8 protein-coding genes are annotated in these 12,790 nt (G+C 60.6%); 4 read left to right on the top strand and 4 right to left on the bottom strand.

What is annotated here, in order from left to right:
* Positions 1-21: 21 nt before the first annotated feature.
* The gene (astE, locus tag KDX39_RS03380; RefSeq protein ID WP_231659392.1) at positions 22-1,035 is read left to right on the top strand and encodes a succinylglutamate desuccinylase; all 1,014 of its coding nucleotides are present in this window, start codon (positions 22-24) and stop codon (positions 1,033-1,035) included.
* A 73-nt stretch (positions 1,036-1,108) separates the two neighbouring features.
* Here astE and guaD read toward each other — a convergent pair whose 3' ends face one another.
* The 4 genes from guaD to xdhA form a co-directional block, all read right to left on the bottom strand.
* Entirely contained in the window at positions 1,109-2,422 is a 1,314-nt protein-coding gene (guaD, locus tag KDX39_RS03375; RefSeq protein WP_231659391.1) for a guanine deaminase, read from the bottom strand.
* A gap of 7 nt (positions 2,423-2,429) precedes the next feature.
* Positions 2,430-3,269, bottom strand: a complete 840-nt coding sequence (xdhC, locus tag KDX39_RS03370) for a xanthine dehydrogenase accessory protein XdhC (RefSeq protein WP_231659390.1) — start codon at positions 3,267-3,269, stop codon at positions 2,430-2,432.
* A 63-nt stretch (positions 3,270-3,332) separates the two neighbouring features.
* On the bottom strand, positions 3,333-5,699 hold the full coding sequence (gene xdhB / locus KDX39_RS03365; protein ID WP_231659389.1) for a xanthine dehydrogenase molybdopterin binding subunit: 2,367 nt from the start codon (positions 5,697-5,699) through the stop codon (positions 3,333-3,335).
* The gene (gene xdhA / locus KDX39_RS03360; RefSeq protein WP_231659388.1) at positions 5,692-7,146 is read right to left on the bottom strand and encodes a xanthine dehydrogenase small subunit; all 1,455 of its coding nucleotides are present in this window, start codon (positions 7,144-7,146) and stop codon (positions 5,692-5,694) included. Before xdhA ends, xdhB begins: the two co-directional genes overlap by 8 nt.
* 273 nt (positions 7,147-7,419) lie before the next feature.
* On the opposite strand from xdhA, the gene KDX39_RS03355 reads away from it, so the two are divergent.
* The 3 genes from KDX39_RS03355 to zipA all read left to right on the top strand — a co-directional run bounded on the left by KDX39_RS03355 (position 7,420) and on the right by zipA (position 12,700).
* Positions 7,420-8,079, top strand: coding sequence for a GntR family transcriptional regulator (locus KDX39_RS03355; RefSeq protein ID WP_184319675.1), 660 nt, complete (start codon positions 7,420-7,422; stop codon positions 8,077-8,079).
* A 4-nt stretch (positions 8,080-8,083) separates the two neighbouring features.
* Positions 8,084-11,572: a chromosome segregation protein SMC gene (gene smc / locus KDX39_RS03350; protein ID WP_231659387.1), complete on the top strand. Its 3,489-nt coding sequence runs from the start codon at positions 8,084-8,086 to the stop codon at positions 11,570-11,572.
* A gap of 252 nt (positions 11,573-11,824) precedes the next feature.
* Entirely contained in the window at positions 11,825-12,700 is an 876-nt protein-coding gene (gene zipA / locus KDX39_RS03345) for a cell division protein ZipA (RefSeq protein ID WP_099228312.1), read from the top strand.
* The last annotated feature ends 90 nt before the right edge of the window (positions 12,701-12,790 follow it).

The raw sequence follows: 12,790 nt of genomic DNA, 5'->3' as shown, positions 1-12,790 counted from the left end.
AACAACCCGTAAGGAAGCGCCATGCTCGCTCTCGGCAAACTACTTGATTTGACCCTGGCCGGACGTGAGCCGGCGGAAAAGACTCAACTGACCGTCGAAGGCGTGCGCATGCGCTGGCTGGGCGAGGGGGCACTGGAAGTCCGCCCGCCCGAGGCTCGTGACAACGGCACTGACCTGCTGCTGTCAGCCGGTATCCACGGCAACGAGACAGCCCCCATCGAGCTGCTTGATCAACTGATCCGCGGTATTGCGCGCGGCGATCTGAAACCGCGTGCACGTATTCTGTTCCTGTTCGGCAACCCCGAGGCCATGCGGCGCGGCACACGGTTTGTCGAGCAGGACGTCAACCGGCTGTTCAATGGCCGTCACGAACAAAGCGGCGGCTCCGAGGCCTTGCGGGCCTGTGAGCTGGAGCGGCTGGCAGCCAGCTTCTTCAAGCTGCCGGACCGCTATCGGCTGCACTACGACCTGCACACCGCGATCCGCGGTTCGAAAATCGAGCAGTTTGCGCTGTATCCATGGAAAGAAGGCCGCAAGCATTCCCGCCGCGAACTGGCCCGTTTGCGCGCTGCTGGCATGAGCGCAGTGCTGTTGCAGAACAAGCCGTCGATCGTGTTCAGCGCCTACACCTACGATCAGTTGGGGGTTGAAGCCTTCACTCTGGAACTGGGCAAGGCCCGGCCGTTCGGTCAGAACCAGCAGGTCAATCTTGGTCCGTTGCGCGCAAGCCTGGAGCAACTGATCGAAGGCACCGAACCTGAGCCGGACGACTCGCTCGACGGCCTGCAATTGTTCAGCGTGGCGCGGGAAGTGATCAAGCGCAGTGACGCGTTCAAGTTTCATCTGGCCGATGACGTGGAGAACTTCTCTCCACTGAAAAAAGGCTTCGTGCTCGCCGAAGATGTGAGTGATTCACGCTGGGTAGTGCAGGAAGAGGGGGCCCGGATCATCTTTCCGAACCCGAAGGTGAAGAACGGCTTGCGGGCGGGGATTCTGGTCGTGCCGGTGGCGGCGGAAGGTCTTGCGTTGGGGTGACACGCGGTCAGGTTCCGCCGGGCAACGGCTGGTTCACTGAACGAACCCGATCCAGACAGTGGGCACGTTGCAATCACTCCCGCACGTGCACCCGCTCACCCGCCGACCACGTCTCCTTGATGGCCCGGTCGTCGCCAAGGGTCATCAGCACGAACAGAATCTCCTCAATGTCCTTCGCCTGCTTCAAGCGGTAGGACAGCAATGGTGTGGCGTTGTAGTCCAGCACTACGAAGTCGGCTTCGTTGCCGGCTTTGAGGCTGCCGACCTTGTCCTCAAGGCGCAATGCCCGAGCACCACCGAGTGTCGCCAGATACAGCGACTTGAGCGGGCTTAACCGTGCGCCCTGCAGTTGCATCACTTTGTAAGCTTCGTTCAGCGTTTGCAGGATCGAAAAGCTGGTGCCACCCCCCACATCGGTGCCTAGCCCCACATTGACTTTGTGCTTCTCGGCCATCGGCAGGTTGAACAGGCCGCTGCCCAGAAACAGGTTCGAGGTGGGACAAAAGGCGATGGCCGAGCCGGTTTCAGCCAGTCTTGCGCACTGCTCGTCGCACAGGTGCACGCCGTGGGCAAACACCGAGCGTTCGCTCAGCAGGTTGAAGTGGTCGTAGACGTCCAGGTAGTGCTTGCTTTCGGGGAATAGCGCTTTGACCCATTCGACTTCCTGCAGGTTTTCACTGATGTGGGTCTGCATGTACAGGCCGGGGTGTTCGCGCAGCAGTTGACCGGCCAGCGCCAGTTGCTCGGGACTGCTGGTCGGGGCGAAACGCGGTGTGACGGCATAGCTCAAACGACCCTGACCATGCCAGCGTTCGATCAGCGCCTTGCTGTCGGCGTAGCCTGACTCGGGGGTGTCCACCAGATAGTCCGGTGCGTTGCGGTCCATCATGACTTTGCCCGCAATCATGCGCAGGTTGAGCTGTTGCGCGGCGCTGAAGAACGCCTCGACCGACGCCTTGTGCACGCTGCCGAACACCAGCGCCGTCGTGGTGCCGTTGCGCAGCAGTTCCCTGATGAAGATATCCGCGACCTGCGCCGAATGCTCAGGATCGGCGAACTGGCGCTCGCAGGGGAAGGTGTAAGTGTTGAGCCAGTCCAGTAACTGCTCGCCATACGCGCCGATCATGCCGGTCTGCGGCAGGTGAATGTGGGTGTCGATGAAGCCTGGAGTGATAAGGGCGTCCGGGTATTCGATCAGCTCGACATCGTCATCCAGCGTATCCAGCATGTCGCCTGCGTGACCGAGCGAAGTGATGCAGCCGTTTTCGACGATCATCAGGCCGTCTGCGAAGTATTCGAAGGACGCGTCCGGCCCCACGTCGGCAGGGTCGGCAATGCTGTGGATGATGGCGGCGCGATAGGCTTTAACGGACGTAACTGAACTCATGGGCATCTCATGACGACCTGCTGCGGCGCGAGGCGGGCAGCAGTTTGGCGATAGGTTGGGTGTTGGCGCTTTGCTGGCCAAAGTCTGCGTTGTAGGTGGCGATGACCTCGGCGGCGATGGACACAGCGATCTCGATGGGCAGCTTGCCTTTGACCTCGGCGAGACCCATCGGGCAGCGCATGCGTTGCAGCAGGCCCGCGTCGAAACCGCGTTCACGCAGCCGGTGCTCGAACTTGACCCGCTTGGTGCGCGAACCGATCAGACCGAAATAGCCAAAATCGCCACGCTTCAGAATGGCGGCGGTCAATTCAAGGTCGAGTTGATGGTTGTGGGTCATGACGATGCAGTAACTGCCTGCGGGCAGATTCGCGACTTCATCGACCGGTTCGTCGTTGATGATCCTCGTAACGCCATCAGGCATCGATTCCGGAAATTCGTTCTCACGGGAATCGATCCAGCGTACCCGGCAGGGCAGGCTGGCCAGCAGTGGCACCAGCGCGCGGCCTACATGCCCGGCACCGAATACGGCAATCTGCGCGACCGGCTCGCCCATGGGTTCGAACAGCAGCACGTTCACGCCGCCGCAGCACTGACCGAGGCTTGCGCCCAGGTTGAAGCGTTCCAGTCGGGTCTGCCGCGTGCCGCTGGCGAGCATTTCACGGGCGATCTCCATGGCCTTGTATTCCAGGTGTCCGCCACCGATGGTGTCATGAATCCGCTCGGCACTGACCACCATTTTCGAACCGGCATTGCGTGGCGTCGAACCCAGCTCCTCGATGATCGTCACCAGAACCGCCGGCTCGCCGCGGGCCTGAAGTTCGGCAAGGGCGCTTATCCAGTTATTCACGGGCGCACCCCACCGGTCCGGTGCTGAGGCTGCCCGTGCTCTGTGAGGAACCCTCATCAAGGATCACATGCATGCGGTTTTCCCCAGCTCGCGCATCTGTTCGCAGCCCCACAAGACCTTTTCCGGCGTTGCAGGCGCGTCGATGCGAGGTTGGTGGCGATAGTCGCCCAGGCTGGCAACGGCGTCCTTGATCGCGCACCACGCGGCGATGCCCAGCATGAATGGGGGTTCGCCCACGGCCTTGGAATGAAACACCGTGTCTTCAGGGTTCTTGCGGTTCTCCACCAGCTTGACCCGCAACTCCAGTGGCATGTCGGCGACAGCGGGGATCTTATACGACGCGGGACCTGTGGTCAGCAATTTGCCCTTGGCGTTCCACACCAGCTCTTCGGTCGTCAGCCAGCCCGCGCCCTGAATGTAGCCGCCTTCGACCTGACCGATGTCGATGGCCGGGTTCAACGAGGCGCCGACGTCATGCAGGATGTCGGTGCGCAGCATCTTGTACTCGCCGGTCAGGGTGTCGACGATCACCTCGGCGCAGGCCGCGCCGAAAGCGAAGTAATAGAAGGGCCGCCCCCGTGCCTGACTGCGGTCGTAGAAAATCTTCGGCGTCTTGTAATAGCCTGTGCTGGACAGCGAGACCTGACCCATCCACGCCAACTGAGCCAGCTCGGCAAATGACAGCAGGGTATCGCCAGCCCGCACATGGCCATTGCGAAACTCGACCTGGTTTTCCTCGATCTTGAAATGTTTCGCGGCAAACTCGACCAGCCGCTGTCTGAGGATTTCGGCTGCGTTCTGCGCGGCCTTGCCGTTGAGGTCAGTGCCACTGGATGCAGCGGTCGGCGAAGTGTTGGGCACCTTGTCGGTGTTGGTGGCGGTGATCTGGATACGCTCGATGTCCACCTGAAACACCTCGGCTACTACCTGCGCCACTTTGACGTTGAGCCCCTGGCCCATTTCGGTCCCGCCGTGGTTGAGGTGAATGCTGCCGTCGGTATAGATGTGGATCAACGCACCGGCCTGATTGAGAAAGCTGGCGGTAAACGAAATGCCGAATTTGACCGGGGTCAACGCCAGGCCTTTCTTCAGGATCGGGCTGCCGGCATTGAACGCACGAATCGCTTCACGACGCTCGGCGTATTCGCAACTCTGCTCCAGGTCGGCCGTCATTTCTTCCAGCAGGTTGTGCTCGACCGTCTGGTAATAGTGAGTGACATTGCGCTCGGTCTTGCCGTAGTAGTTGGCCTTGCGCACCGCCAGCGGGTCCTTGCCCAGATAGCGGGCGATGCAATCCATGACCTCTTCGATAGCGACCATGCCTTGCGGACCGCCGAAGCCACGGTAGGCCGTATTGGACGCGGTGTGGGTCTTGCAGCGATGGCCGTTGATCGTGGCCTCGCCCAGGTAATAGGCGTTGTCGGCGTGAAACATGGCGCGGTCGACGATGGAGGCCGACAAATCAGGCGAATAACCGCAGTTGCCTGCCAGATCCAGTTCAATACCCTGCAAACGACCGTTGTCGTCGAAACCCACGTCGTACTCGATGTAGAACGGGTGGCGCTTGCCGGTCATGATCATGTCTTCGACACGCTGCAGGCGCATCTTGGTCGGTTGGCCGGTGAGGCGCGCCACGACAGCGCACAGGCACGCAGGGCTTGCCGCCTGGGTTTCCTTGCCGCCAAAGCCGCCGCCCATACGCCGCATGTCGACCACGATCCGGTTCATCGGGACGTCCAGCACCTCGGCAACCAGCTTCTGGATTTCGGTGGGGTTCTGGGTCGAGCTGTAGACAATCATGCCGCCATCTTCGGTGGGCATCACCGAGGCGATCTGCGTCTCTAGATAGAAATGCTCCTGCCCGCCGATGTGCAGGTTGCCTTGCAGGCGATGGGTCGCGCCTTGCAGGGCGGTCGTCGAATCCCCGCGTTTGTGGGTATGGCTGTCGAGGACGAAATGCTTCTGGCGCAGGGCCTGCACCACATCCAGTACAGGCTCCAGGTCTTCGTATTCGATCACCGCGGCCATCGCGGCCTTGCGGGCGGTGTCCAGATCGCGTGCGGCCACGGCCAGCACCGGTTGGCCGACGAACTCGACCTTGTCGATGGCCAGCAGTGGATCGCCGGGCAACAACGGGCCAATGTCTTTCAGGCCCGGAATGTCCTCATGAGTGATGACGATCCGCACGCCGTCGATGGCATGACACGGCGCAGTGTCGATGCTGATGATACGTGCATGGGCGCGGTCCGAAAGCCGTGCATACACGTGCAGTTGATTGGGAAACTCCAGCCGGTCATCGATGTACACGGCCTCGCCGCTGACATGTTTGTCGGCGCTGTCATGCTTGACGCTGCGACCTGCGCCGGTGGTGATTCCTTGCTCGAACAGAGCTGCCATCTCGGCCTGGGTGAGCGGGGCGTGGTCAGACATAGTGAGTCACCCGCGTTGGTGTGTGAGGCGTCTGCAGCTCGATGAAGCACTTGCGCAGCAGGTTGCGGGCGCTTAGCAGACGGTATTCCTTGCTGGCGCGGAAGTCCGACAGCGGTATGAAGTCATCGCCCAGTGCGGCGCAGGCGTGCTCGACGGTCTCGCTGTTCCAGCGCTGACCGGACAACGCCTGCTCGCACGCAGTCGCTCGCTTTGGAATCGCCGCCATGCCGCCGAACGCCACGCGTGCCTCCTCGATGACACCGTCGATGATGTGCAGGCGGAATGCGGCACAGACGGCGGAAATGTCGTCGTCCAGCCGTTTGGAGACTTTGTAGGCTTTGAATACCTGGCGATTATTCGCAGTCGGCACGATGATTTTTTCGATGAACTCGCTTTCCTGGCGCGCCGTGACCTTGTAATCGATGAAGTAGTCTTCCAGCGCCAGGGTGCGCTGAGTCTCGCCTTTGCGCAGAACGATCTGCGCGCCTAGGGCGATCAACAGCGGCGGGGCATCGCCGATAGGGGAGGCGTTGCCGATATTGCCGCCCAGCGTGCCCTGATTGCGAATCTGCAGCGATGCGAAGCGCTGCAACAGTTCGCCGAAATCGGGGTACTCGGCCTCAAGTGCGGCGTAACAATCGGTCAACGGCGTAGCGGCACCGATCTCCAGCCGATCCTCGAAACGCTCGACGCGTTTCATCGCCTCAATGTGTCCCACGTAAATCATGACCGGCAGTGGCTTGTGAAACTGGGTGACTTCCAGTGCAAGGTCAGTGCCACCCGCCAACAGGCGAGCCTGAGGGTGGGCGTCGTACAGGTCAGCGAGATCGCCCACCGTCAGCGGGATCAGGCAGCGTTTTTCGCCGTCGTTCAGCTCGCCGGTCTGTTGCGGGGTGATGGCGCGCAGGCGTTCGATGGTCTGTGCCTGACACTGGTCGAACTGATCGGGCTCATGCCGTTCGCACGCCTGTTCGGCAGCGGCGAGAATCGGGCGATAACCCGTGCAACGGCATAGATTGCCGGCCAGTGCTTTGTGGGCCTGATGCGCATCGGCCTGATCGCTGTTCTTTTGCAGGGCAAACAGCGACATCACGAAACCCGGCGTGCAGAAACCGCATTGCGAGCCATGGCACTCGACCATGGCCTGTTGCACGCTGTGCAAGCGGCCTTGGTGCTTGAGGTCCTCCACACTGATCAACTGCTTGCCGTGCAGCGACGCCACAAACGTCAGGCATGAATTGAGGCTGCGATAACGCAGCTGTTGCTCGCCTGTCGCGTCGATGTGCAGCTCGCCCACAACAACAGTGCAGGCGCCGCAGTCACCGCTGGCGCACCCTTCCTTGGTACCGGGCTTGTGTGCCTGCTCGCGCAGGTAGGTCAGCACGGTCATGTTCGGATCGAGGGTTCGCTCGGTCTTTAGCTCTTGGTTCAAAAGGAACTGAATCACGGCGTAATGCCCTCAATTGGCTTCCATCGGACATGTCGATGAATCTATCAGCTTTGTTTATTGGGTCAATTTGTTTCTGACTTTCGAGTCAGGAAATCAGGTTTTCGGCACCTCTGCCGATCAAAGACGTCACACCTGTTGAATCGCCTGTCAGGCGATGGTCGAGGTTTTGCGTGTTTCGTGCCGGATTCGAGGATTATGGCCCTGCGCCATGCCCTTGGGTTGCGATACACTCCGCCTCTTGTACGAAGAATTGGTTTTTGAAGGATACTCATGACGTTCAAGGCCCCGGACAGCCTCGCTGAGCAGATAGCCCATCACCTTGCAGAACGGATCATCCGCGGTGAACTCAAGCCTGGAGAGCGGATTCAGGAGCAAAAGGTCACGCAGGCGTTGAACGTCAGTCGTGGTTCAGTGCGCGAAGCATTACTGATTCTGGAGCGCCGTCATCTGGTGGCGATCCTGCCGCGTCGTGGTGCGCAGGTCACGGTGCTCAATGCCCACAATGTCACCAGCCTGTGCACGCTGATGAGTGAGCTGTACATTCTGCAGGCCAATGCCGTGGCCGAACACTGGAAGACCGAGGCGGACCTTGCTCCGTTTCTGGCCATCCAGCAGCGTCTGCGGGCCAGTCTGGAGAGCCAGGATGTGAAGGCGTTCGTCGAGGAAAGCTTTAATGTCATGCGTGCGGCGTATCCATTCGCCAATAACCCGTATCTGGAGGAAACCATCGAGAATCTGCAGCCGTCCATGAGTCGCAGCTACTTCCTGGCCCTCGAGCAGCGCAAGGCAGAGATGAGTGATTACCTCGAGCTGTTCGGGCAATTGCTTGCAGCCGTAGTTGCGCGCGATCTGGCGCAGGTTCGTGTGGTGCTCATCAACTACGGCCAGCGCAGTTGTCAACTGGTGCTCGCTGCACTGACGGCAGGCTGAACCCATGCGTCTGAAGTGCATCAAGCTGGCGGGGTTCAAATCCTTCGTCGACCCCACCACGGTGAACTTCCCCAGCAACATGGCTGCCGTTGTCGGCCCCAACGGTTGCGGAAAATCCAACATCATCGACGCCGTGCGCTGGGTCATGGGCGAAAGCTCGGCCAAGAATCTGCGCGGCGAGTCGATGACCGACGTCATCTTCAACGGTTCGACCAGTCGCAAGCCGGTCAGTCAGGCCAGCATCGAGCTGGTGTTCGACAACTCCGACGGCACGCTGGTGGGCGAATACGCCGCCTATGCGGAAATTTCCATTCGCCGTAAAGTGACCCGCGACAGCCAGAACAGTTACTACCTCAACGGCACCAAATGCCGTCGTCGTGATATCACCGACATCTTCCTCGGCACCGGCCTGGGGCCGCGCAGCTACTCGATCATCGAACAGGGCATGATCTCCAAGCTGATCGAAGCCAAGCCCGAGGATCTGCGTAACTTCATTGAAGAAGCGGCGGGCATCTCCAAGTACAAGGAACGTCGCCGTGAAACCGAGAACCGGATCCGCCGCACCCATGAGAATCTGGCGCGCCTGACCGACCTGCGTGAAGAGCTGGAGCGCCAGCTCGAGCGTCTGCATCGTCAGGCCCAGGCCGCCGAGAAATATCAGGAATACAAGGCCGAAGAACGCCAGCTCAAGGCGCAGTTGTCTGCCCTGCGCTGGCAGGCACTGAATGAACAGGTCGGTCAGCGCGAAGCCGTGATCGGCGGCCAGGAGGTCGGCTTCGAAGCGTTGGTCGCCGATCAGCGCAGTGCCGACGCCAGCATCGAACGATTGCGCGACGGCCATCACGATCTCTCCGAGCGTTTCAATCTGGTGCAGGGGCGCTTCTACTCGGTGGGTGGCGACATTGCCCGGGTCGAGCAAAGCATTCAGCACGGCCAGCAGCGTCTGCGCCAGTTGCAGGACGACCTGCGTGAAGCCGAGCGCGCGCGTCAGGAAACCGAGTCGCATCTGGGGCACGACACCACCTTGCTGGCCACGCTCAGCGAAGAGCTGGAAATGCTCGAACCCGAGCAGGAGATGACCAGCGCGGCGGCCGAAGAGTCGGCCATTGCTTTGGAAGACGCCGAAGCGGCCATGCATGGCTGGCAGGAAAAGTGGGACGTCTTCAATCAGCAGTCCGCCGAGCCGCAACGTCAGGCGCAGGTTCAGCAGTCGCGCATCCAGCAGTTGGAGCAAAGCATGGAGCGGCTGGCCGAGCGTCAGCGGCGTCTGGGCGAGGAACGTCAGTTGTTGGCTGCCGACCCTGAAGACGCGGCGATTCTGGAACTGAGCGAAGACCTCGCCACCCGCGACATGACCCTCGAAGAACTGCACTTGGGCGAAGAGCAGGCGGTAGAGCTGCTTGAGCAGTTGCGTGAAGCCTTGCAGCGCGCCAATCAGGATCAGCAGCAGGCGCAGGGCGAATTGCAGCGCCTCAACGGGCGTCTGGCCTCGCTGGAAGCCTTGCAGCAGGCCGCCCTCGACCCTGACACCGGCACCGCCGAGTGGCTGCGCGATCAGCAACTGGATCAGCGTCCGCGTCTGGCGGAAAACCTCAAGGTGGACGCAGGCTGGGAAATGGCGGTCGAAACGGTACTCGGTGCCGATCTGCAGGCTGTACTGGTCGATGATTTCGACGGGCTGGACGTGGCGAACTTTCAGCAGGGTGATCTGCGCCTGTTGAGCGCCGGAGCCGATACGCAGCGCATTGCAGGCAGCCTGCTCGACAAGGTGGAAAGCGATATCGACCTGTCGGCCTGGCTGGGACAGGTGATCCCGGTCAACGATCTGGACGAGGCGCTGGCCCGGCGTGGTCAACTGACAACGGGACAGAGCCTGATCAGCCGCGACGGCTATTGGGTCGGGCGTCACTTCCTGCGGGTACGACGTGCCAGCGAAGCACAGAGCGGCGTGTTGGCCCGTGGTCAGGAATTGCAGCAGCTCGGTCTGGAACGTGATGAACGCGAAGCGACGCTGGCGGCGTTGGAAGAACAGCTGTCGAGCCTGCGCGAACAGCAAGCGCAGCAGGAAGAATCGAGAGAGCAACTGCGCCGTCGTGTGCAGGACGAGACCCGCCAGCAGAGCGAACTCAAGGCACAGCTGTCGGCGGCCAAGGCCAAGGTCGAACAGTTGACCCTGCGCCGCACCCGTCTGGATGAAGAGCTGGCCGAACTCGGCGAGCAACGTGCGCTTGAACATGAGCACCTGGGCGAGTCACGTCTGCAATTGCAGGACGCACTCGACGCCATGGCGCTGGACACCGAACAACGCGAAGTGCTTCAGGCCCAGCGCGACAGTCTGCGCGAGCGGCTCGACCGTGTGCGTCAGGAAGCCCGTCTGCACAAGGACCGCAGCCATCAGTTGGCAGTCCGTCTGGGTTCGCTCAAGGCGCAGCACGACTCGACACGTCAGGCGCTGGAGCGTCTGCAGATGCAGTCCGAGCGCCTGACGGAGAAGCGCGAACAACTGAGCCTCAATCTGGAAGAGGGTGAGGCGCCGCTGGAAGAGTTGCGGCTCAAACTGGAAGAGTTGCTCGAGCGGCGCATGGTGGTCGATGACGAGATGCGCATCGCCAAGAACGCGCTGGAAGACGCTGATCGCGAACTGCGCGACGCCGAGAAGCGCCGTACGCAGGCTGAGCAGCAGTCGCAGCTGCTGCGCGGGCAGCTCGAGCAGCAGCGTCTGGAATGGCAGGCCCTGACGGTGCGCCGCAAAGCCTTGCAGGACCAATTGCATGAAGACGGCTACGATCTGCACGGCGTGCTCGCCACGCTGACACCCGAGGCCAGCGAACAGGCTGCCGAGCTGCAACTGGAAAGTCTCGCCGGACGTATTCAGCGCCTCGGTGCCATCAACCTCGCAGCCATCGACGAGTACCAGCAGCAGTCCGAGCGCAAGCGCTATCTGGATGCTCAGGACGCCGATCTGGTGGAGGCGCTGGAGACACTGGAGAACGTGATCCGCAAGATCGACAAGGAAACCCGGAATCGCTTCAAGGAGACCTTCGATCAGATAAATAGCGGAATTCAGGCACTTTTCCCAAAAGTTTTCGGTGGTGGCTCCGCTTATTTGGAACTGACGGGCGAAGATTTACTCGATACAGGGGTGACAATCATGGCGCGCCCCCCCGGCAAGAAGAACAGCACCATTCATTTGCTGTCCGGCGGGGAAAAGGCACTGACTGCACTGGCATTGGTTTTTGCCATTTTCAAACTCAATCCGGCACCGTTCTGCATGCTCGACGAGGTCGATGCACCACTGGACGATGCCAACGTCGGTCGATATGCCCGGCTCGTGAAGGAAATGTCACAAACCGTGCAATTCATCTACATCACCCACAACAAGATCGCCATGGAAATGGCTGATCAATTGATGGGCGTCACCATGCATGAACCGGGCTGCTCGCGGCTGGTTGCGGTGGATGTGGAAGAGGCCATGGCGCTGGTGGATGCCTAGGTCGGGACCTGTGCTTCATGAGGGAAAACGGCCTGTGGATGCCTGAAAGTGTGACGGTCGTGCGGTAGATATCAATTTGCGCACCAAAGAGGTGTAACAGACGGTGTAAAGTTACCTTTGGTCGTGCTAGTTTAGCGGCTACTTTTTATTTTTCCGTGGGCAAAATGCCAGTCAGAACATAGACTTGGCACCACGTATTAAAGGGGTTTAGGCCCTTATTTTCAGAATTCTTCATTAGAGGCACTGGATTACATGGAAATCGGTCTGCGCGAGTGGCTGATCGTCATCGGCATAATTGTCATTGCCGGTATTCTCTTCGATGGCTGGCGCCGTATGCGCGGCGGCAAGGGAAAACTGAAATTCAGGCTTGACCGGAGCTTTTCCAACCTGCCGGACGACGAGGAACCAGGCTCGGCCGAGGTATTGGGGCCGCCTCGTGTGCTGGATACCCATAAAGAACCTCAACTGGACGAGCACGACCTGCCGTCGATGAGCGCCAGTCCGCGAGACAATGCCCGCGAGAACGTTCGCGAGAGCAAGCGCGGCAACAGTGACAGGAAGCGCAAGGGCGAACCGCATCAGGGCGACCTGAATCTGGACATGGACGGCCCAAGCCTGTTCACCGGCCGTGACGATGACTTCCCGGACGACAAGCCGACCCAGATCATCACCGAAGAGAAAGACCTGCCGCCGGTCGAGGAAGTGCTGGTCATCAGCGTGATCTCGCGCAGCGAAAGTGGCTTCAAGGGGCCTGCGTTGCTGCAGAACATTCTGGAAAGCGGCCTGCGTTTCGGCGAAATGGACATTTTCCACCGTCACGAAAGCATGGCAGGTAACGGCGAAGTGCTGTTCTCCATGGCCAACGCGGTCAAGCCTGGCATTTTCGATCTGGACGACATCGACCATTTCAGCACCCGTGCCGTGAGCTTCTTCCTCGGTCTGCCAGGTCCTCGTCATCCGAAGCAGGCGTTCGACGTCATGGTGGCGGCAGCACGCAAGCTGGCTCATGAGTTGGACGGCGAGCTGAAAGATGACCAGCGCAGCGTGATGACCGCGCAAACCATCGAGCACTACCGCCAGCGCATCGTCGAATTCGAGCGCCGTGCCCTGACTCAGCGTCGCGGCTGAGTTTGCTGTGCCAGCCCTTGGCGAACCGCAATCGCTGCGTTCGGCAAGGGCTGGAGACCGGTACAACAAAACCACCCGATCGAGCAGCCC

The organism is Pseudomonas sp. CDFA 610 (assembly GCF_021147865.1).
Taxonomy (GTDB): Bacteria; Pseudomonadota; Gammaproteobacteria; order Pseudomonadales; family Pseudomonadaceae; genus Aquipseudomonas; species Aquipseudomonas alliivorans.
This window is presented reverse-complemented; position numbering and strand designations above follow the sequence as displayed.

What these genes read in the sequence shown, in the direction of transcription:
- KDX39_RS03355 (WP_184319675.1), top strand. Translation starts at nt 7,420, where the DNA reads ATGACGTTCAAGGCCCCGGACAGCCTCGCTGAGCAGATAGCCCATCAC.
- zipA (WP_099228312.1), top strand. Translation starts at nt 11,825, where the DNA reads ATGGAAATCGGTCTGCGCGAGTGGCTGATCGTCATCGGCATAATTGTC.
- xdhB (WP_231659389.1), bottom strand. Translation starts at nt 5,699, where the DNA reads ATGTCTGACCACGCCCCGCTCACCCAGGCCGAGATGGCAGCTCTGTTC.
- smc (WP_231659387.1), top strand. Translation starts at nt 8,084, where the DNA reads ATGCGTCTGAAGTGCATCAAGCTGGCGGGGTTCAAATCCTTCGTCGAC.
- guaD (WP_231659391.1), bottom strand. Translation starts at nt 2,422, where the DNA reads ATGAGTTCAGTTACGTCCGTTAAAGCCTATCGCGCCGCCATCATCCAC.
- astE (WP_231659392.1), top strand. Translation starts at nt 22, where the DNA reads ATGCTCGCTCTCGGCAAACTACTTGATTTGACCCTGGCCGGACGTGAG.